The organism is Bacillus sp. HNG (genome assembly GCF_003400205.1).
Lineage (GTDB): Bacteria > Bacillota > Bacilli > Bacillales > Bacillaceae_L > Ferdinandcohnia.
This window is the reverse complement of sequence record NZ_QUQV01000006.1, coordinates 271011-291279: the sequence shown is the minus strand read 5'-3', so window position 1 is coordinate 291279 and position 20269 is coordinate 271011. Positions and strand designations below refer to the sequence as shown.

Here is a 20269-nt window from a genome sequence, read left to right as displayed (position 1 = left end):
ATTTATAAATGTGTTTATTTTGGTGTTGGATGGAAAGAATGTGGCTTCAATTCAGAAAAGACAGTAGAATCGTACCTTCACTCTTCTATATCCAAGTTGGCGAGGGGACGATTATTGCCTAATCGTACCTTCACTCTTCTTTATCCAACTGACCGAGGGAACGATTACTGCCTAATCGTACCTTCACTCTAATACATCCAAACAACTGCGGGTACAATTTCTGTCCAACCACTCGCTTTAATTTTACAGCAATAAAATAGCCCATTCCCGCGAATGGGAAGGGCTAATGTTAGCTGCTTAAGGCTAAATGGTGATACGCGATATCCATATTATTTTTAAGTTCTTCCGGATTGTCGTGATAGACAACTTTCCCCTTACTTAAAATATACACATCATCCGCGATACGTAATGCCGTTGAGATATTTTGTTCAACTAAAAGCATCGACATTCCGGACTCTTTTAATTTTAAAAGAACATCCATTACTTCACCAACCATTAATGGGGACAGTCCCTCTGTCGGTTCATCGAGTAGAAGAATTTTCGGGTTTCTCATCAATGCTCGACCAATGGATAGCATCGACTGTTCCCCACCGCTTAGGGTGCCTGCATGTGATTTTTCACGTTCCTTTAATCGAGGAAAATAGTGAAAAATTTTCTCTAGGTTCCAGTCGCCTTTTTTGGAATCAGCGAAAACGGTTAGATTCTCTGTCACAGTTAGGTTCGGGAAAATTCTTCTGCCCTGCGGGACAATTCCAATTCCCTTCTTCGCAATTTGGTGACTTTGGAGTGAGGCCATATTTTGACCTTCGAATAAGATTTCTCCTTGCACTTTACTAACAAAGCCAATGATGGAATGCATCGTTGTTGTTTTCCCCATGCCATTTCTTCCAAGCAATGTGACAACCTGACCTTCCTTCACCTCGAGGTTTACGCCATGAAGAATGTGACTGGAACCGTAGAAGCTATTAACATTGTTTAGTTTAAGCATGTGCAGCCTCCTCCTGGCCTAAGTAAATTTCCTTAACCTCTTCATTTTCACGAACAGCTTCTGGTGTGCCATCCGCAATTAATTTTCCTGTATGAAGAACAATAACACGGTCCATATTTCCGAACAACACATCGATATCATGTTCAATCATACAGATGGTTACTTCTTTTGGAAGCTTATTAATCAGTGCAATAATTTGGTCGGTTTCCACCTGTGACATTCCTGCGGTTGGCTCATCTAACAGCAGAAGCTTCGGTTTTCCGGCAATCGCCATCACAATTTCAATTTGTCTTTGAACTCCATAAGAGAGCTCTTGTACCTTCATCTCACTGTAAGGCTCAAGGTTCCATTCTTGTAATAGTGCATCTGTTTCTTCATGCAGTGCACGGTAGTTTTTAAGACTCACACTTTTCCACCATTGGGTATGTTCTTTTCTCATTTTTTGTAAGACAAGTAGGACATTCTCTTTTACGGTTAATCCAAACATGAGATTGTTTTTCTGAAAGGTACGTACGATTCCATTTTCCGTTCGTTTATAATTAGGAACCTTCGTAATATCCCGGTCAAAATAAGTAATCGTGCCTCCGCTAGGGTTTAAGTCTCCTGCAATCATGTTAAAAAAGGTTGTCTTTCCGGCACCATTGGGTCCAATTAATCCAACACGTTCACCAACTGAAATATTTAATGTAATATCTTCAATTACCTTCAAACCACCAAAATGCTTTGAAAGATGTTGTATTGAAAGAATCGTCGTCATCACTGTCCCCCCTATCCATTTATTTTTGATTGCTGTTTAATCGGTTCAATTGAATGCTCGATGTACTCTTCCTTTACAGGTTTGGGCTTTGCTTTAAATAGATTCTGCGTAATTCTCGTGAACAACCCAGCAATTCCGGTTGGGGCAAAAATCGTAAACAGGATAAACGCAGCACCAATAATCATCATCCAGCTTTCCGTGTATGAGCTAATAATTGTCTCCAATACAACGATAAATGCTGCTCCAATAACAGGTCCCCAAAGCGTACCTGAGCCACCGACTAGTACCATGATTAATACAGACCCAGAAACAGTCCAGTATACATCGGTCGGGGCAACAAAGCCATTGAAAAACACATAGAGTCCGCCGGCTAAACCACCTAAAGTACCCGCAATCAAAAAGCTAATATTTTTATAGAAGGTTGTGTTATACCCAATCGACTTCATTCGATCTTCATTTTCTTTAATCCCAATGAAAACATACCCTAACGGGGAGTGAAGAAGTCGGTTAATGACGAGAATGACTATTGTAAATACGACTAAAGTAAAATAGTAGATAAACACTTGATTGGAAAGGATGAAATCTCCAAATACACTTGGAGAAGGAATTCCAGATAATCCATTTGATCCGCCTGTTACATCTGTCCATTGATAGATAACAGAATACACCATTTGAGAACATGCAAGTGTTAGCATCAAAAAGTAAAATCCATGAGCCTTCGTTGACACAAAGCCAATCAAAATGGCTAATAGGAATGCAACTACCATTCCGAGCACAAGGGTTAGAAACACATTCGTCGATAGATGACTTGCAGCAAGACCTGTTGCATAAGCACCAGCACCGAAAAACGCCGCATGCCCTAATGAGACCAACCCGGTTTGTCCGACGAGGATATTTAAGCTAATGGCGAAAATCCCAAAAATTAAAATCTCGGTAAAAATGTTTACATAATAGAGAGAGACGAAAAATGGAGCAGCAACCATCAAGAAAAATAATAAACTACCTTTGACCCACTGTTTGCCCATTTATGCCCTCCTTCCTATCAATCCTTGCGGACGGATAATTAATACTGCAGCCATTAATGCAAATGTAATGATTAAACTTAATTCGGGAACAAAGAAGCGACTAAAGGTTTCCACCATTCCTACTAAGAGACTCGCGACAATCGTTCCCGATACTGACCCCAGCCCTCCAACTACGAGGACAACGAGTGATAAAATCAGTATGTTAAATTCCATTCCTGGAGCGACCCCTAGAATTGGCGAACCAAGTACTCCACCAACCCCAGCTAAAAAGCTGCCAAAGAAAAAGACGAGTGTAAAGACAAGGTGAATATTAACGCCTAGCCCACCAACCATCTCTTTATCTGATAATCCCGCACGGATGACGGCACCCCATTTTGTTTTTTCCTGAGTATACCAAAGGACCAACGCAATGATGATTCCGACTACAATTAAGGCAAGTCGATAAGAAGGAATCATATTCCCCATCACTTCAACAGATTGGCTTAGGAAAGCAGGTGGTGTTACGGTCATAATGTTTTTACCCCAAATAATGGAGAAGAGATCATGGAAGATATAAGCAAGACCAAAGGTTAACAATACTTGTGAGAGGTGACCAAGCTTATACGTAGGGCGAAGTAGGACCACTTCTAAAATCAATCCAATGATGGCAATAATAAATGGCACAACTAAGAGAGCAACCCAAAATGGCAGCCCTGATTTTACCACGATTGAATAGCCAATATATGACCCCAATAAATATAGCGAGCCATGTGCTAAATTTAATACCCCTAAAATTCCGAAAACGAGACTAATCCCACATGTAATAATGAAAAGGAGAAACCCGTAGCTAAGTGCATTCATCAATTGCAAAACCAATGTATCCATTACTTTCCCCCTATCAAATGTAAAGAAAGAGGCAACACATGTTACCTTTGCCTCCTTCTTTTTTCATTTCTTATTTTCCTGGGTCTACAACTTCTGGTACTGTGTCAATTACTTTATTTTCCGTCTTATCACCATCTAGATAAGTTTCAACGATATATAGGTTTTGAATAATTTGATGTGTTTCTTTATCGAACTTGATTGGACCTCTTGGGCTATTAAGTTCTACCTTTGAGATTTCCTCTACTAGTTTATCAGGATCTGAAACATCTCCATTTAAAGCTTCAATTGCTTTTGCCATGATCGCAGCTGCATCATATCCTTCTGCAGATTCGATACTTGGTCTAGCATTGTATTTTGCTTCATACGCTTCAACGAACTTTTTATTTTCAGGAGTATCTAAGCTATAATCCCAGAAGATTGAAGCAATAATTCCTTCTGGAGCCGTTCCCTGCTGTGGACGAGTGTCCTCAGCGGTTAGCCATCCAGAACCAATTAAAGGAATCTTTCCTTTTAATCCATATTGCTCATATTGTTGAACAAAGCGGATTGCATCCGTACCAGCAAAGAATGCGTAGATTCCATCAATATCATCACGATTCATTTTTCCTAGATAAGAAGAGTAGTCATTATTTCCAAGTGGCGCAAATACTTCCTCGACGATTTCTCCACCTGCTGCAATATACGCATCTTTAAATGCTGCTGTAGCTTCATGACCAAATGCATAGTCAGCAGCTGTTAAATAGATTTTTTTACCAATATTGTCATAGGCCCATTGACCCATTGAATGACCAATTTGGTAGGATGAAAAAGATGAACGCCAGATATAATCGCTGCGCTTTGATCTTGTTAAATCATTACCACCTGCATGTGATACAAGGAATGGTAATTTGTTTTTATCAACTTCATCACGAATCGCATAAGCAACGGCAGTACTGATTGGACCAGTCAAAATATCGATTTTATCCTGCTCCATTAACTTACGAAGTTTTCGTAGTGAAACTTGAGGATCTGCCTCTGTGTCTTCATGCACAATTTCTATCTTCTTTCCTGCAACTTCCCAACCGATTTCCTCAAAATAGAGTTCCATCCCATTCATCACATTTTCGCCAAGTGATGCGTATACACCTGTTGATGGTAATAGCGCACCAATTTTAATAGGCTCATCACTTGTGGAATCTGTAGTAGTTGGTTTTTCAGTTTCTTCTTTTTTATTGTTATCACTGGTTGTACTAATTGCCCCTGAGCTACATGCCGAAAGTAATAGAACAAATGCTAACATGATCAACCAATTTCTCTTTACTAGTTTCATGGTAAACCTCCCTTTTTTTAAAAAGCATAATCTGACCCTCTTTTGTGGAAATTCACGCAAATTTGTTTATGTAGGATACTTCCCCCTTATCACTTTCTAATATTCCGAATATTATTATAGTTATTACTATTAGAATATTCAATACTTATTTCAAACTTTCAATAAAAAAACATAATAAATTTTTCGTGAATAGACATAAAAAAATGGAGGAGGGATGGAACAATGGCTCGACAAAAGTCGAGTATTCATTCCATCACGACCTCTATTTCATCAGTATATATGGTAAATAGCACCATTTAATCAAGTCATTTTTATGGATTGGTTATGAAAGACTAAGGAAATAAGATACATTATGTTAATTTTACTATCGCATAGGAAACATTTAATTATTGTCTTAATTTAAAACGTTGCATTTTCCCCGAAGCGGTTTTTGGGATTTCATCCATAAACTCTATGATTCTCGGATACTTATAAGGTGCTAGGTTTGCTTTTACATACTCTTTTAATTCGGCTTTTAAGTCTTCAGATGGTGCTACTCCCTCTTTCAAAACAATACAAGCCTTTGGAAGATCCAGATTATCCTCCGTCTTCACACCGATTACCGCAACCTCAAGTACCGAGTCATGCTTAAGTAAAGATGCTTCTACTTCAACAGGTGATACCCAGATTCCACCGACCTTCAGCATGTCATCAGATCGTCCCGAATACCAAAAATAACCCTGTTCATCCTTATAATATTTATCCCCTGTGTACATCCATTCACCGTGAAACTTCCTCTGATTCTCAGCGATATTGGCCCAGTAACCGCCAGTTAGACTCTCTCCCTTAATGACTAAGTCACCCACTTCGTTTGGCCCAACCTCTTTGGCTTCGTCATTGACAATTTTCGCCTCATAACCAGGGACTGGCTTTCCTGTACTGCCAGGGCGAATGTCTCCAACTCGATTTGAAATAAAAATATGTAGGGCCTCTGTTAACCCAATTCCATCTAAAATATCAAGATTAAAGAGTTCCTTCCATTTGTTCACAAATGTATCGGGGAGAGCTTCACCCGCAGATACACAAACTCTTACAGAAGATAGATCGGGAATTTTACCTGTTCGTTCAACATAGTTAATCAAACTACCATAAAGCGTTGGAACGCCAAAAAAGATCGTAGGTTTTGTCTTCTCAAGTGTTTCAAACACTTTATCAGGTGTAGGACGATCCTTTAGTAGAACCGTTGTACCTCCAGCTCCCAATGGGAAATACATCCCGTTTCCAAGCCCGTATGCAAAGAAGAGCTTCGAGGCAGAAAAGGTAATATCATTTTCAGTTATTCCTAAAACTTGTTTCCCATACGTGTTATATGCTGCTTCCATGCTTCGTTGATGGTGAATAACACCTTTTGGATTTCCTGTGCTACCAGAACTATATAACCAAAATGCAGGATCATCCTTCACAGACATGAATGATTCAAGCTCTGTTGACTTATTATGGATAAGTTCATGGAAATCAATTTCATTTGCATCTACGGATGTGTTTTCTGTGACGACGATAACATGTTGAAGAAAGACAAATCGATCTCTATTTGCCTTAATTTTGCTCCAAAGATCCTCGTGTATAACAAGTACCTTAGAGCGACTGTGGTTTAATAGATATTCATAATCCTGAGGCTGTAGCATGGTGTTAGTTGGGATAGGAATTGCACCAATTTTTACTGCACCGAAAAAGGATACGATATTCTCGGCAGTATCATGCAGAACCATTAGCATGCGGTTCTCATTTTGAACACCTAACTCTTTGAGAGCGTTTCCAAATTGGTTAACTCGATTAAGAAGTTCTTGATAGGTGACCTGCTCGTCTCCACTCACAATCGCCACCTTTTCCCCTCGTCCATTTCGTACATTTTCTTCAATAAATCTGTCGGCAGCATTGTACTTCGTTGCGATTCCTCTTAAATCCGAAGCTACTTTTATCACATTCTTCCTCCTTACCTATCTTGTGGATAGTAAAAATTTCAGATAGTGGAGGTAAATGTTTACCTCCACCCTTTTTCGGAGTCAATCGTAGATGATATTTGATATTATCACTGTGTTAATAGTGTAAATTAGCTGCAAAGATGTATGAAAATGATTGATTAAACTTAGTAGTTGATTTGATATTATTCTGAAATTCTAGCAAATAGTAAACTGTCTGTATTTAATATTATTCGCACTATGAATATAGTGTTTTTTAGCTTAATTGTAGGATGGCAGCTTTGCCATCATGAATTCTTTTATCCTACACTAGTATTTATTTACCTTGCCAATTTGGTTCGCGTTTTTCGATGAATGCACTTAAGCCTTCTTGGGCATCCTGTGAACGGAATAATAGATTTTGAAGTTCCCCTTCGTAACGGATTGCAACGTTAAGTGGCATTTCCTTACCATTCATGATTGAAAGCTTAATGTTAGAAGTTGCATAAGTAGCGCTGCTCGCGATTTTCTGTGCATATTCTAACGTCTTTGCTCTTGTTTCTTCCTGAGGGAATACACGATCGACTAGTTTAATAGCTAACGCCTCTTGTGGAGTTAATGTTTCACCAGTGATGTTCAAATCAAGAGCTTTAGAGTGCCCAACTTGACGAGCAAGGCGTTGAGTTCCACCTGTTCCTGCTAATACACCTAGAGAAACTTCTGGAAGTCCGATTTTTCCTGCTTGGTCTCCCATAAAACGCAAGTCACATGCAAGAGCCATTTCTAATCCTCCACCAACAGTATGCCCTTCTAAGCAAGCAATCCAGATTTGTGGAGAACGAGCGATTTTATCTAACGTTTCATTACAGAATAAGCAAAATTGTGTTTTAAAGCGTGGCTCTGCTGATTTTAAGAAATTGATATTTGCACCTGCTGAGAAAAACTTCGGCATATCACTCATTAAAACAACCACTTTAATGTCATTGTCAAAACGGATATCATCAATTGCAGCATTTAACTCTTTGTAATACTCAAGATCATAGGCATTTGTTTTGTTTACATGCATGTGGACTTCAGCAATACCATCCGCTTTTTTCACCGTAAGTGTTTTCGTTTCTAAATTAACAGACATTTTACATTCCTCCAATATTTTTATTTGAAAATTACTTAAATAAACTATATTCTGAAAATGTTTAGTGGACGTTCTCCGTTATAAGAGACAACACTCTTTGTTTCACTGTAAAGATCAAGTGTTTCAACACTTAGCTCTCTTCCAAATCCTGATTGCTTATATCCACCAAATGGTGTTCCTGGAAATGCTGAAATTGGGCAGTTGACCATGACGATACCTGCACGAAGACCTTCTGCTATTCGGTGTGCTCTTCCATGATCTTTTGTCCACACGGCTGAACCAAGTCCAAAAATGGAATCATTGGATAATTTGAGTACCTCGTCTTCATCTTTAAATTTCATGATTACAACGACTGGACCGAAGACCTCTTCTTGCGCAATTCTCATATCATTCGTGACATTTCCGATAACGGTTGGCAAATACCAGTACCCTTTATCAAATTCGCTGCCTTCAGGTCTTATTCCTCCATAAAGAATTTCTCCGCCTTCTTCAATAGCAAGCTTTACATAGCCATCGACAACTTCTTCATGTTCCTTAGAAATCAGGGCTCCCATATGAGTTTCCTTATCGAATGGATCGCCGACCTTTAGCTTTTTAGCCTTTTCAATAAATTTCTCGACAAATTCATCATATATGGCTTCATGTACGAATAACCTGGAACGAGCTTCACAGGATTGACCCGTGTTATAGAAAATTCCATAAATAGACCCTACAACAGCACCTTCAATGTCTGCGTCATCAAAAACGATATTAGGAGACTTCCCACCTAGCTCTAAAGTAACTCGCTTTAAGTTGGTTGAAGCTTTCGCCATAATATCTTTTCCTGTTTCCGTTTCACCTGTAAAAGCAACTTTATCAACACCAGGATGAGTCGTTAAGTATGGACCAATAACAGAGCCACTTCCTGTAATGACATTCACTACACCGGCTGGAACGCCTGCCTCATGACAAATATCTGCAAGCATATAAGCGGTAATCGGCGTATGTGATGCTGGCTTTAAGATAACCGGACATCCCGCTGCGATGGCAGGTGCAATTTTCCATGCAGCCATCATTAATGGATAGTTCCACGGAATAATTTGTGCACAAACTCCAACTGGTTCTTTTACGGTATAGTTAAAAAATCCATTCGGAACTGGGTTGGTACGCCCGCCAAAGGTTGTAATGGCTCCCGCGTAAAATTCAAAGTCTTCAATTGCCTGACCTATTTGGCCCTTTGCAGCCGCAACCGTTTTTCCACTATTTAATACTTCAGCTTCGACCAAATCATTGAAGCGTTCACGCATGATGTCGGCAATTTTATTTAAAACTTTTGCTCTTCTAGCTTGAGGCATCTTCGGCCATTTCCCATTTTCAAATGCGTTCCTAGCTGCGTCAACAGCACGATCCACATCCTCCTTCGTTGCCTTTGCCACTCTCGCTAAAACCTCACCAGTTGCAGGGTTATAGGTTTCAAAAAATTCATTGTTGCTACTATTTGAGTATTCTCCATTAATCAATAGTTGGTACGTCTCTTTTAATTGCACCATAGATGTTGTTTCACTCCCTACATTTTCTCGATAATCGTTGCGATTCCTTGGCCAACGCCGATGCACATGGTTGCTAAACCATATCGCACATCACGTTTTTGCATCTCATGAACAAGTGTTGTAACAATTCGTGAACCGCTACACCCTAGTGGATGCCCTAATGCAATCGCACCACCATTGACATTCACTTTAGCCATATCAAGCTCTAGTTCTTTTATACATGCAACAGATTGTGCTGCAAAAGCTTCATTTATTTCGACTAAATCTAAATCCTTAACGGTTAGACCCGCTCTTTGCAATGCTTTTCTAGTTGCTGGAACTGGACCAATTCCCATATAGTCTGGGTGGACTCCGCTAACAGCAGAAGTAACAACTCTTGCAATTGGTTTCAATCCAAGCTTTTTGGCGAGTTCTTCTTCCATGACGAGAATAGCACTTGAACCATCATTGATCCCCGATGAATTCCCTGCGGTTACAGTTCCATCTTTCCGAAAAACAGGTCTTAGCTTCGCGAGTGTTTCCAATGTCGTTTCAGGTCGTGCATGCTCATCCTCTTTGAAAAGAAGCGGTTCTCCTTTTCGCTGTGGAATTTCAATTGGCACAATCTCATCATTAAATCTTCCACTTTGAATCGCTGTTGCTGCCCTTTGCTGACTTAAAATGGCAAGTTCATCCTGTTCTGCTCTTGAAATCCCATACTTTTCTGCAACATTTTCTGCGGTTTCTCCTAGATTAATAGGAGGATACATTTCATTCATCACAGGATTGATCAATCGCCAGCCTAACATCGTGTCATGTAAGGTTTGGTTCCCTTTCGCATTTGTCACATAGGGTTTCATCATAACGTAAGGTGCACGGGTCATACTTTCGGTTCCTCCTGCAATGAAGACGTCCCCTAAACCTGACTTAATCGCAGCTGCCGCCTGATTTACTGCCTCTAGCCCAGATCCGCAAAGGCGATTAACCGTTACCCCTGGAATGGAAACAGGGAGTCCAGCAAGAAGCAAGCCCATTCTCGCCACATTTCGATTATCTTCCCCAGCCTGGTTCGCACACCCGAAAAACACATCTTCGATTAATGACGGATCAAGGTCTACGCGAGCCATAAGCTGTTTAATGACATGTCCTGCAAGATCATCTGGTCGTACACTTGTGAGTGAACCGTTTAGTTTCCCAATCGGTGTCCGAACAGCGTCAATGATGACAGCTTCTCTCATATTGAAAGCTCCTTGTTTCGGTTTTGATAATGATAAAAGCATTTATCGGTTTCTCCACCAATCCACCCTGCGTACACAAGTTTACGAATAAGTGGGGCTGGTCGATAACGCTCTTCCCCTAATTCTCGATATAATCCACTTAATACGGCATATATGTCATCTAGCCCAATTCTCTCTGCCCACTCAAGCGGACCCTTTGGATAATTGGTGCCTTTTTTCATCGCGACATCAATGGCTTCCGCCTCTGCAGTCTGCTCTGTTAATGCATAAGCCGCCTCATTGACAATCATTGATAAAATTCGTGGGAACACAAAGCCTACTTCGTCCTCCACAAGTTCAACGTCTTGATTAATCAATGAAAAAATGTCTGCAACTGCATGAACATATCTTGGGTCAGCCTGTAAGGGCATTGCCACTTCAATTAGATTACCTTCTTTAAAATTCGCAAATGCCCCAAACCCTACTACTCTATCAGGGTTGTTCAGCCACGAGGCAACCTCAGTGGCTGTCACACCAAGAGTAGTGGATAAAATTAAAGTGGTAGATGAAACACTTGCTTCAATCTCTTGAATTCTACGTTTCTTTTCACCCTTATCAAGGTTGGTCGTTTCAATCACAACATCCACTTGTTCATCCAATAGTTTTGGATCCACCAAACGAATCTGCTCGATTTCTTGAAAAGAATGGGAGAGTTCTTTTGCGAGTAAGTTATCCCCTACAATGACGATTGTTTTAGTTGTCATATTCGAAGAACCCTCCTTTTGTTTTTCTTCCTAAGCTACCTGATTGAACCATTCGCTCCTGATAATAATGAGGACGGAATCTACTTTCTCCGTGAAATCCTTCATAAACCGATTTGGTTGTTGCGAAATTAATATCAATCCCGATCAAATCCTGTAATTCAAAAGGACCCATTTTAAAGTTCCCAGCGCGTTTCATAATTCGATCAATTTGTTCGACCGAAGCGATTTTATCATTCATAATTCGTAAAGCTTCATTGTAAAATGGTCGTGCCACTCGATTCACAATAAAACCTGGTGTATCTTTACACATTACAGGACTTTTACGTATCGTTTTGGCAAATTCCACTAGGGTTTCAACAGTTGAGGAAGCTGTTTTTAAGCCCTTTACGACTTCTACAAGTGGCATAATTGGTGCCGGGTTAAAAAAGTGTAAGCCGACGATTCGTTCTGGATTTGCGCTTTGTCCAGAGATTTCTGTAATCGAAAGTGAGGAAGTATTCGACGCCAAAATCGAATCTTTCGTACAGATTTCTTCCAGTTGTGAAAATATAGAACGTTTAATTTCCAGCTTTTCCGGCGCTGCCTCAATCACCAATTGGCAGTCGGCAAATGAGGTCATATCCGTTGTGGTAGCCAAATTCCTTTTTGCTTGTTCTGAGGTGCTCAGGCTTATTTTTTCTTTGACAACTAATCTATCAAGCTTTGTTTCTATTGATTCTTTTGCACGGGCCACCGTTTCTTCATCAATATCAAAGAGCATGACAGGGTATCCATTTTGAACAAGTAGCTGAGCGATCCCTGCCCCCATGGTTCCAGAACCTATAACACCTATCTTTTTTATTTGCATGTTTTCGACCCCTTTTACTTTGCCGCGTCTTCCTTTTGCCATCGAATGTATTCGAATACGCTTTTACATTCGTTACAATAGTATTGGCGAACTAATTGGGCTGTACCAAAGGATGAAATCTTTTTTACATCATTAGATGAGCAAAATGAACATTGGACGTTCTCTTTACTAGCCGACATTTTGCTTCGCCGCTTCCCTTGATATTTCTTGAATGGTTGCATTGAATTGTTCTACTAATCTCGCATCCTTTTGAATAATGTTTTCAGTGACGAGATACATGTCATTTTCTACTTTAATTAACCATTCCTTAGCTTCCTGAGCCGTTTTATCAATTGCTTCTCGGCATCTTCGCGGAATCGAACCTTTATCAAGTAAAAGTTGTTCACACCAGTTCTCTGAGTAGATGAGATGCTCCTGCTGCTCCTTTAGCATTTTTGTAAAAGGTGGGTTGACATTCGGGTTATTTGCTTCAATCATCGCCTTCATAACTAAATCTACTGCAACATTTGTGACGTAAAGCCCGGCAATGAGTTCAATCCAGTTCCCAATCTTTACATTCTGTTGAAACGCCTTTCCTGTTTGGTCCTTCACTTCCGCCTTCACACCTGTTAGGTCAGAAACCCATCGATAGAGAAGTCTAGAATGACCTAGTTCCTGCTGTGCCATTGCGATTGAAGAAAGTGTTCCTTCTAATGTAGGGCCGCTGATACCAATTTCGACTAAGCGGTCACCTAAAACAAATTTATTATCTGCAATGGTTTCACCTAGTTCTATTAACGAGATATGTTCATTAGTCACCTTTCTCACTCCTTTGCAAATAATGGTTCTGGGCTTCGAACACAAACAAGGTTTTCTTTTTTCACCACATACATTTCAACCCAGTCTTCTTCATCGTAAATATGCTGCGCGTAAATTTTTGCTAAGTCATCATTAACTGCTTTGAATGTCCCCACATGAATAAGTTCATCTCCACGATTGATTCGAGTGAGAAGAAGGTAATCATGTTTCGTCGCTACTTCTACTGTCATGAACTTACCCCCCAGTGCTTTAACTTTTTCTTTCCTTCTTCACTTAGGTTTGCCGTTGTCCAAGGTGGATCCCATACAACCTGTATCTTCACATCTTTAACCTCTTCTTCCTTTAGCAAACGCTCTTTGATATCGTTTTCAATCCACTGCATACAAGCACATCCGGTGGAGGTATACGTCATTTCAACCTCTAAGTCGTTTCCATGTTGGGTGATGTTATAGATTAAACCCATATCTACAACACTGATTGGAAACTCTGGATCCATCACTTCTTTAAGAGCATCCCAGTACTTAGTAGTTGCTTGTTCGCTTTGGGTAATTCCACTCATGTTTATGCCTCCTCTGCTCTCATTTGTTCTAACTCCCAAACTCCCTTTTGGATTCGAGCAACAAACTCTTTATTTTGAGGACCTCTTTGCTTAAAACGTTCGATTGCTCCTTCCCATGTGTCAGGCTGGTCTGTTAACCATTTTTTATTTTCTGCATCAAATTTACATGGGAATGGTACATCAATGACATATTTACCTTGCTCCTCATCGTAGTAAGCTGGAACCTTGATTCCAATCGATTCGCAGAATGGAACAGCTGTCGATAACCACTTTTGTCTTAATTCGTCATTACTTCGGCCTTTTAAGCGATAATCCAATTGTGCCGAACGGCTTTTAAGATTATCGGCAACACCGAAAAATTCAAGTGCCATTAAGAACATCCAATCCACAGCATCTTGTACTTGCTTTGCAGTTTCCGGCTTCTTCATCGCATTTCTCATAATGATTTCCCCGTTTCGGAGGTGGAACAACTCTTCTTTATCAACCTTTACGAGTGCACGCTTCCAAGGTCCATAGGAAGTATGTTCATACGCATCACCCAAAAGCGTATATCCAGATCGGTCAAACAATCCGTTAAAGACTCCTAATTCAACCCAGTTGTCTAATTTAAAATCAAAAGCATATGGATTTTTCCATCGGTTTGCCGGACGGCGATAAAGCATCTCATCAACATCTTCACCGAGGTCTTCCAGCAAGCGATATGCGATATGAGCATGACCGATTTCATCTTGCATCACTGCTAGAGCGGTAATTTTATAGTTTAAATTTGGGGCTTGATTGTAGACTGTTAATAGTGGTGGGACGCTAAGAAGTTCTGTATCTCCAACAATCGCAAGCGTTTGTTTCAGTGCCTTCAAATATTCGTCATTCATATCCTCCATGCGTTCTACTATAAATCCATTTTGTACCTTTTCCAGTAATACCTCAGCTTCCTTTATACTCATCCATGAACACCTCTTTGTATTACGTTTTTTAAACCATCGTTTATAATATGTAATATAGAATATTATAAATTGTTTGTCAATACGTTTATGTTGTTTTTTAGACGTTAATTTTAAAATCATAATGGATGGGTTAGGGAGGTGGTGTAAATACTGGGGTTGTTGGGGTTTTGGTTTTTAGAGGAATGCATGTGGTGCTGGTTCGATTGGAGGTGTGAAGGACTTTTCGTGCTTGGGCCTCAGGCGTTTAGGACTTCATCGGGGTTATGAAGATCTTTTCGCGCGTGGTGCTGGAGCGTTCGGCACTTCATCGGGGTTATGAAGACCTTTTCGCGTGTAGTGTAGGTCCGTTCGGGACTTCATCGGGGTTATGAAGACCTTTTCGCGCGTGGTGCTGGGGCGTTCGGGACTTCATCGGGGTTATGAAGACCTTTTCGCGCGTGGTGCTGGGGCCGTTCGGGACTTCATCGGGGTTATGAAGACCTTTTCGCGCGTGGTGCTGGGGCGTTCGGGACTTCATCGGGGTTATGAGGACCTTTTCGCGTGTAGTGCTGGGGCGTTCGGGACTTCATACAAAAAATGAACCGGATTGCGCCCGAGTTTCCTAACAGCTTTCCTCTTCATCCACCCTATGAAGAGGATTACCTATGATACTCCTCACAGTTTTCCTCTTCATCCACCCCATGAACGGGATTACACGTCAGACCACTCAACGCTTTCCCCTTCATCACAAAAATCAAATTTAAATCTAACCAAACAAAAACCCCAAGATTGCTATTTTCATAACAACCTCGGGGTTCTCGCTCTAGATTAACTTCGACGACTGTTTACATAAACAATCGGATTCTGATCTTGTTTCGTAATCCGTCCCTCACGCTCAAGATAGTTTAAGTGAGCAATGGTTTCTGCGATAGCAAAGCGCCATTGATGAGGGTTTAGCTCCCTATGGGAAAACAATATTTTTGCGATCTCATATGTCGTTTTATCATCTGCCAAGCTTTCGATATACGCAAGCCGCTCGTCATGATGCTGAATTAACTCGTCAATGCGTTCATTTACATTGAGAACAGGTGAGTGATGGGCAGAATATATCTTCTTAATCGGATATTTACTAATTTTACGTAATGAGTCTATATATTCATGCAAGGGATGCTGGCTGGCATCTGGCCAAACACTAATATTCGGTGTAATTTTTTCAAGAATATGATCGCCACCAATTAGGATGCCTTCTTCTTCTTGAAAAAAGCAAACATGCCCCTCACTATGACCAGGGGTATGGATCACGGACCATTGTTTACCGCCAAACTCAATCGTATCACTAATGGGTTTTGCAACAGGCAATGGGAGTACATTTTGACTGAGCTTTTCCATATGTTCGGAGATCCCATCTGCTAAGTCTTCTGGGACTCCATGCTGCAGGACCATTTCTTTCATTAATACAACCTGCTTGCTGCCTTCGCCCCAAACACGATCGATCATCCTTGCATCTATTTCATTCATATAAAGCTCAGCACCTGCTTGCTCTTGCATCCAGCCGGAAAGTCCGGAGTGATCAGGATGAAAATGAGTTAGATAAATCGTATGGATATCACGTGGCGTGATTCCAAGATGAGCAAAAACCTCTTGCCACGCTTCTCTTGCAGCCCGATAATTTAATCCTACATCAATCATGACATAACCATCATTCTGTTTAAAAAGATAACAATAAACATACTTCATCGGAAATGGAACTGGGATTCCAATCCGATAGCCACCAAACTCAATTTTTTCAATATTCATGGCTCACCTCGGTTAGATGTAGATCTCTCCAAATGGATTGAGTGCTTTATCACGTTCGACTTGAATTTCACTATCTGGCGCTTCCTCAAAAACAGACTCAAAGTATCGAATAGAAGGGATTGATAAAAGCTGATGAATATTCCAGAAAAGTTCTCGAGCCTTTATACCAATCCAGCCCTCCGGAAGCAGATCCCTTGGAAAACCTGGATCTTGAAAAAGAAATTTCCGGTATTCATGCACGAGTACAGTTCGCTCTATAAAACATTCCTCATCCTTCAAAGTGTTGTTTAACGCTTTTTCACGCAGTTCTTCAAATTTAGGCGTGAACTTATCTATGAATGTTTGATACTCATCACTTACCATATTTAAGTCCCAGCCGATATCGATAATGCTTTGATTGTCATGCGTTACAATTGAAGACGAGGTGAATAAAAACGCATACTCTTCAATCCCGTACACTCTGATCATTTCTTTGACTTGATCCTCAACGGGATTAGGCGTCACGAGTGTGCTATTTGTGAGGTTACCAAATCCGGTCCAAATTAGTTCTTTACGAATCTTATTGCGGATTTCTCGCTTTTCTTCTGGAAACGAATATGTAAGGATTCTCCACTTTTGATCCCACATGTGATTTTGAGTGGCGTATACCCTGCTAACCCCTTCGTCAACTCTCCCTTGAGAAGTTGCGGAGTAATAGCTCTTCTTCCCTACTTTTCTCACTTCTAGCAGGTTATTTTGGACCATCCGAAAAATCGCCCCCCTCACTGACGATTCAGATACCCCAAACTGCTTCATGAGTTCAATCAAACTACCAACCCAAATTTCTCCTCCATAATATTTAATATATTCACCATATAATGTAAACATTAAGGATCTAGGTTTCATCGAAGTCACCACACTTACAATTTTTTGTTATATTTCAATATTGTTAATTTTTATTATAGAGGATTTTGGAAATTATGCATTAAAAAGAGGTCTTTTTCCTGATTCATTTGTGTGGAGGTCCTCTTGTAGAATGGAGCGAACGTCTTCAGGTATTGGCACCGCTTTAATTTCCGCAGGCGTTTGTTTTACCCACCCACGTATCTCATATCCATGTCCCGTTCTCGTTTCTCCTCTATATACCTCATGCCGTAGCTTGATTGTTTTTGTTTTAATTTCTTCAACCTCTGTTCGAATCGTTATAATGTCATCATATAACAATGTTTTTTCAAAGCTACACCTTGCATCAAGCATTGGAAGGATAATTTGTCTTTCTTCTTCTAATGTGTTTGGTGATAATCCACAACTTCTAAAAAATTGGTGTCCCGCGATGTCAAACCATTTGAAGTAATTAGGATAGTACACAATCCCCGCTTTGTCGGTATCTCCCCAGTTAACGATGACTTGGAATTCATTTGATCTCACACTATATCCTCCTATTGTTGAAAAAGGCTCGAGGAAGTTCGCCGAGCCTTGGCTATTTTAAAATAGCGATATCGGAAGTACCGATATCGCCTTTGATTTAGTTGAATTTATTTTCCACTCCAGTTAGCTTCACGCTTTTCAATAAATGCACTTAAGCCTTCCTGGGCATCCTGCGAACGGAATAAAAGATTTTGAAGCTCCCCTTCGTAACGGATTGCTACGTTAAGTGGCATTTCTTTACCGTTCATGATAGAAAGCTTAATGTTAGACGTTGCGTAAGTAGCGCTGCTCGCAATTTTCTGTGCATATTCTAATGTCTTTGCTCTTGTTTCTTCCTGTGGAAATACACGATCTACTAGATTAATAGCTAATGCTTCTTGAGGAGTTAATGTTTCACCAGTGATGTTTAGATCAAGAGCTTTAGAGTGCCCAACTTGTCGAGCAAGGCGTTGAGTTCCACCTGTTCCTGCTAATACACCTAGAGAAACTTCTGGAAGTCCGATTTTTCCTGCTTGATCTCCCATAAAACGCAAGTCACATGCAAGAGCCATTTCTAATCCGCCACCAACCGTATGCCCTTCTAAGCAAGCAATCCAGATTTGTGGAGAACGAGCAATTTTATCTAGAGTTTCATTACAGAATAAGCAAAATTGTGTTTTAAAGCGTGGCTCTGCTGATTTTAAGAAATTGATATTAGCACCCGCTGAGAAAAACTTCGGCATGTCACTCATAAGTACTGCAACTTTAATGTCATTGTCGAAACGGATATCATCAATTGCCGCATTTAATTCTTTGTAATAGTCAAGGTCATAGGAATTTGTTTTGTTAACATGGATGTGGACTTCTGCGATTCCATTGGCTTTTTTTACTGTTAGGTTTTTTGTTTCGTTTACTGTTGTTGTCATTCTTTATTACCTCCCAAAATTATGTATTATGTTTTTAAAACTTTCGTAATTAATTACAAATATACTGAATCTTTTTTAAATTATCAAATCTGTATTTTTCTCATTTTTTAAAGAAAACAACCTTCTTTCTCTTAAATGCTCAATCATTCTATCTTTTTGGAGGTTTTTTAGACGCTCGTAAAAAATACGTAATTTTTATGTTAAATCTGTGTTATTATGGAACTAATTACATATTAAAAAAAGAATATTAAGAATATTCAAGGAGGGTTCAATGAAGGATAATAGGAGATTCAAAGATCTGAATGAAAATCTAACTATCAATACCGTAAGCTCTGGTATTGTCGCAGCCATTTTCGGATGTACAGGTCCTGCACTTATTATTATTGGAGGTGCATCAAGTGGTGGTTTAACCCATGAGCAAACAATCAGTTGGTTATTTGCCGTGTATTTCTTTGGTGGTTTATTGGGATTATTTTTATCCTTGAAATATAAACAACCCATTGCTGGGGCTTATTCAATCGCCGGTGCCGTGTTAGTTGCAGCTGCTTTGTCGCATTTTTCATTACCAGAAGCAATTGGTGCCTATCTTGTTGCAAATCTAATGGTTCTTATACTTGGTGTTTCCGGATTAATTGATAAAGTGATGAATTGGATACCTGTGCCCATTGTTATGGGGATGATTGTCGGTGTCATGATGCGGTTTGCGATTGAGATGATTACATCTGTTGAAGTTTCTCCCCTATTAGCCGGCTCAGCCATCATCGTTTATCTTTTATCTTCACGATTTACAAAAAAAGTACCGCCTGTGCTATCAGCATTAGTTGTATCTGTACTTCTCGCCCTTGTCATAAATGAATTTAATTTTTCAAATGTCCAAAGTTCGTTTGTGCTGCCCCAACTAGAAATGCCAGCGTTCAGTGTGAATGCGATTATTTCCCTTTCTATACCGCTTGCCATCTTAATTATCTGTACAGAGAATGCACAAACGACTGGAATTTTAATGGCCAAGGGATTTAAGGCGCCAAGTAGTGCGATGGCTATTTATGGCTCTATTTTTGGATTTTTTGCTTCTTTTTTCGGAGCCCATGCCGTTAATACGGCAGGACCAATGACAGCCATTTGTGCCTCTGATGAATCAGGTAAAAAAGAAGGTCGATATGCTGCTTCTGCTCTAAATGGTGTGTTATTTGCTAGCTTTGGTGTGTTTGCAGCTTATGTTGTTCCCGTTGTTATTGCGATGCCAGCAGTGATTGTGAGTACGATTGCAGGTTTAGCAATGATTGGTGTTCTGTTAAGCTCCTTGAAGATTGCTTTTTCGGACAGTAAATTCCAAATGGGTTCCTTTTTCGCGTTTATTATTGGCATGTCAGGTGTCAATTTCTTTAACATCGGTGCGCCATTATGGGCAATTGTTGGAAGTATCTTAGTCTCCCTTTTAATCGAGCGACATGATTTTGAAAAGCAGATCAAAACTAAACAAAACTTGAAACCAGGAGTTTAAGAACTTTGGATGTGTTGTAAATAGATGGACA

The 20269-nt window shown here is 40.1% G+C and carries 21 protein-coding genes; 1 reads left to right on the top strand and 20 read right to left on the bottom strand.

The annotated features are described in order from the left end of the window. Positions 1 to 289 precede the first annotated feature (289 nt). The 20 genes from DZB84_RS13560 to DZB84_RS13470 all read right to left on the bottom strand — a co-directional run bounded on the left by DZB84_RS13560 (position 290) and on the right by DZB84_RS13470 (position 18737). Positions 290 to 988: an ABC transporter ATP-binding protein gene (locus DZB84_RS13560; protein WP_116352795.1), complete on the bottom strand. Its 699-nt coding sequence runs from the start codon at positions 986 to 988 to the stop codon at positions 290 to 292. Continuing rightward, positions 981 to 1745 carry an ABC transporter ATP-binding protein gene (locus DZB84_RS13555; RefSeq protein WP_116352794.1) on the bottom strand — a complete coding sequence of 255 codons (765 nt, stop codon included), beginning with the start codon at positions 1743 to 1745 and terminating at the stop codon, positions 981 to 983. The genes DZB84_RS13560 and DZB84_RS13555 overlap by 8 nt, the downstream gene beginning before the upstream one ends. Positions 1746 to 1756: 11 nt before the next feature. Continuing rightward, on the bottom strand, positions 1757 to 2770 hold the full coding sequence (locus DZB84_RS13550; RefSeq protein WP_116352793.1) for a branched-chain amino acid ABC transporter permease: 1014 nt from the start codon (positions 2768 to 2770) through the stop codon (positions 1757 to 1759). After that, entirely contained in the window at positions 2771 to 3634 is an 864-nt protein-coding gene (locus tag DZB84_RS13545; RefSeq protein WP_116352792.1) for a branched-chain amino acid ABC transporter permease, read from the bottom strand. 70 nt (positions 3635 to 3704) lie between these two features. After that, positions 3705 to 4943, bottom strand: coding sequence for an ABC transporter substrate-binding protein (locus tag DZB84_RS13540; protein ID WP_116352791.1), 1239 nt, complete (start codon positions 4941 to 4943; stop codon positions 3705 to 3707). Between the two features lie 386 nt (positions 4944 to 5329). Then, positions 5330 to 6904, bottom strand: a complete 1575-nt coding sequence (locus DZB84_RS13535) for a benzoate-CoA ligase family protein (protein ID WP_116352790.1) — start codon at positions 6902 to 6904, stop codon at positions 5330 to 5332. 313 nt (positions 6905 to 7217) lie between these two features. Beyond that, positions 7218 to 8012: an enoyl-CoA hydratase/isomerase family protein gene (locus DZB84_RS13530; protein ID WP_116352789.1), complete on the bottom strand. Its 795-nt coding sequence runs from the start codon at positions 8010 to 8012 to the stop codon at positions 7218 to 7220. A 44-nt stretch (positions 8013 to 8056) separates the two neighbouring features. Beyond that, positions 8057 to 9541, bottom strand: a complete 1485-nt coding sequence (locus DZB84_RS13525) for an aldehyde dehydrogenase family protein (protein ID WP_116352788.1) — start codon at positions 9539 to 9541, stop codon at positions 8057 to 8059. 17 nt (positions 9542 to 9558) lie between these two features. Continuing rightward, positions 9559 to 10758 (bottom strand): thiolase family protein, encoded by a 1200-nt coding sequence (locus DZB84_RS13520; RefSeq protein ID WP_116352824.1) that lies wholly within the window; start codon positions 10756 to 10758, stop codon positions 9559 to 9561. Continuing rightward, positions 10755 to 11501 carry a 3-hydroxyacyl-CoA dehydrogenase family protein gene (locus tag DZB84_RS13515; protein WP_116352787.1) on the bottom strand — a complete coding sequence of 249 codons (747 nt, stop codon included), beginning with the start codon at positions 11499 to 11501 and terminating at the stop codon, positions 10755 to 10757. The genes DZB84_RS13520 and DZB84_RS13515 overlap by 4 nt, the downstream gene beginning before the upstream one ends. After that, entirely contained in the window at positions 11491 to 12348 is an 858-nt protein-coding gene (locus DZB84_RS13510) for a 3-hydroxyacyl-CoA dehydrogenase NAD-binding domain-containing protein (protein WP_116352786.1), read from the bottom strand. The genes DZB84_RS13515 and DZB84_RS13510 overlap by 11 nt, the downstream gene beginning before the upstream one ends. A gap of 14 nt (positions 12349 to 12362) precedes the next feature. Beyond that, complete coding sequence (locus DZB84_RS25715; RefSeq protein WP_486187568.1) at positions 12363 to 12527, bottom strand: PaaD-like zinc ribbon domain-containing protein; 165 nt, start codon at positions 12525 to 12527, stop codon at positions 12363 to 12365. Further along, positions 12517 to 13146, bottom strand: coding sequence for a Phenylacetic acid catabolic protein (locus DZB84_RS13505; RefSeq protein ID WP_116352785.1), 630 nt, complete (start codon positions 13144 to 13146; stop codon positions 12517 to 12519). Before DZB84_RS13505 ends, DZB84_RS25715 begins: the two co-directional genes overlap by 11 nt. A 5-nt stretch (positions 13147 to 13151) precedes the next feature. Next, positions 13152 to 13376: a hypothetical protein gene (locus DZB84_RS13500; protein WP_116352784.1), complete on the bottom strand. Its 225-nt coding sequence runs from the start codon at positions 13374 to 13376 to the stop codon at positions 13152 to 13154. Next, positions 13373 to 13705 (bottom strand): metal-sulfur cluster assembly factor, encoded by a 333-nt coding sequence (locus DZB84_RS13495; protein WP_116352783.1) that lies wholly within the window; start codon positions 13703 to 13705, stop codon positions 13373 to 13375. Before DZB84_RS13495 ends, DZB84_RS13500 begins: the two co-directional genes overlap by 4 nt. A 2-nt stretch (positions 13706 to 13707) precedes the next feature. Beyond that, positions 13708 to 14649, bottom strand: coding sequence for a Phenylacetic acid catabolic protein (locus DZB84_RS13490; RefSeq protein WP_411266265.1), 942 nt, complete (start codon positions 14647 to 14649; stop codon positions 13708 to 13710). An 807-nt stretch (positions 14650 to 15456) separates the two neighbouring features. Beyond that, positions 15457 to 16425: an MBL fold metallo-hydrolase gene (locus tag DZB84_RS13485; RefSeq protein WP_116352782.1), complete on the bottom strand. Its 969-nt coding sequence runs from the start codon at positions 16423 to 16425 to the stop codon at positions 15457 to 15459. A 12-nt stretch (positions 16426 to 16437) separates the two neighbouring features. Then, positions 16438 to 17310, bottom strand: coding sequence for a PaaX family transcriptional regulator (locus DZB84_RS13480; RefSeq protein WP_116352781.1), 873 nt, complete (start codon positions 17308 to 17310; stop codon positions 16438 to 16440). A gap of 72 nt (positions 17311 to 17382) precedes the next feature. Continuing rightward, entirely contained in the window at positions 17383 to 17832 is a 450-nt protein-coding gene (locus DZB84_RS13475) for an acyl-CoA thioesterase (RefSeq protein ID WP_116352780.1), read from the bottom strand. 107 nt (positions 17833 to 17939) lie between these two features. Then, positions 17940 to 18737: an enoyl-CoA hydratase/isomerase family protein gene (locus DZB84_RS13470; RefSeq protein ID WP_116352779.1), complete on the bottom strand. Its 798-nt coding sequence runs from the start codon at positions 18735 to 18737 to the stop codon at positions 17940 to 17942. A gap of 271 nt (positions 18738 to 19008) precedes the next feature. Between DZB84_RS13470 and DZB84_RS13465 the strand changes: the two genes are divergently transcribed. Then, complete coding sequence (locus DZB84_RS13465) at positions 19009 to 20238, top strand: benzoate/H(+) symporter BenE family transporter (RefSeq protein WP_116352778.1); 1230 nt, start codon at positions 19009 to 19011, stop codon at positions 20236 to 20238. The last annotated feature ends 31 nt before the right edge of the window (positions 20239 to 20269 follow it).

What these genes read in the sequence shown, in the direction of transcription:
- DZB84_RS13560 (WP_116352795.1), bottom strand. Translation starts at nt 988, where the DNA reads ATGCTTAAACTAAACAATGTTAATAGCTTCTACGGTTCCAGTCACATT.
- DZB84_RS13555 (WP_116352794.1), bottom strand. Translation starts at nt 1,745, where the DNA reads ATGACGACGATTCTTTCAATACAACATCTTTCAAAGCATTTTGGTGGT.
- DZB84_RS13550 (WP_116352793.1), bottom strand. Translation starts at nt 2,770, where the DNA reads ATGGGCAAACAGTGGGTCAAAGGTAGTTTATTATTTTTCTTGATGGTT.
- DZB84_RS13545 (WP_116352792.1), bottom strand. Translation starts at nt 3,634, where the DNA reads ATGGATACATTGGTTTTGCAATTGATGAATGCACTTAGCTACGGGTTT.
- DZB84_RS13540 (WP_116352791.1), bottom strand. Translation starts at nt 4,943, where the DNA reads ATGAAACTAGTAAAGAGAAATTGGTTGATCATGTTAGCATTTGTTCTA.
- DZB84_RS13530 (WP_116352789.1), bottom strand. Translation starts at nt 8,012, where the DNA reads ATGTCTGTTAATTTAGAAACGAAAACACTTACGGTGAAAAAAGCGGAT.
- DZB84_RS13525 (WP_116352788.1), bottom strand. Translation starts at nt 9,541, where the DNA reads ATGGTGCAATTAAAAGAGACGTACCAACTATTGATTAATGGAGAATAC.
- DZB84_RS13520 (WP_116352824.1), bottom strand. Translation starts at nt 10,758, where the DNA reads ATGAGAGAAGCTGTCATCATTGACGCTGTTCGGACACCGATTGGGAAA.
- DZB84_RS13515 (WP_116352787.1), bottom strand. Translation starts at nt 11,501, where the DNA reads ATGACAACTAAAACAATCGTCATTGTAGGGGATAACTTACTCGCAAAA.
- DZB84_RS13510 (WP_116352786.1), bottom strand. Translation starts at nt 12,348, where the DNA reads ATGCAAATAAAAAAGATAGGTGTTATAGGTTCTGGAACCATGGGGGCA.
- DZB84_RS25715 (WP_486187568.1), bottom strand. Translation starts at nt 12,527, where the DNA reads ATGTCGGCTAGTAAAGAGAACGTCCAATGTTCATTTTGCTCATCTAAT.
- DZB84_RS13500 (WP_116352784.1), bottom strand. Translation starts at nt 13,376, where the DNA reads ATGACAGTAGAAGTAGCGACGAAACATGATTACCTTCTTCTCACTCGA.
- DZB84_RS13495 (WP_116352783.1), bottom strand. Translation starts at nt 13,705, where the DNA reads ATGAGTGGAATTACCCAAAGCGAACAAGCAACTACTAAGTACTGGGAT.
- DZB84_RS13490 (WP_411266265.1), bottom strand. Translation starts at nt 14,649, where the DNA reads ATGAGTATAAAGGAAGCTGAGGTATTACTGGAAAAGGTACAAAATGGA.
- DZB84_RS13485 (WP_116352782.1), bottom strand. Translation starts at nt 16,425, where the DNA reads ATGAATATTGAAAAAATTGAGTTTGGTGGCTATCGGATTGGAATCCCA.
- DZB84_RS13480 (WP_116352781.1), bottom strand. Translation starts at nt 17,310, where the DNA reads ATGAAACCTAGATCCTTAATGTTTACATTATATGGTGAATATATTAAA.
- DZB84_RS13470 (WP_116352779.1), bottom strand. Translation starts at nt 18,737, where the DNA reads ATGACAACAACAGTAAACGAAACAAAAAACCTAACAGTAAAAAAAGCC.
- DZB84_RS13465 (WP_116352778.1), top strand. Translation starts at nt 19,009, where the DNA reads ATGAAGGATAATAGGAGATTCAAAGATCTGAATGAAAATCTAACTATC.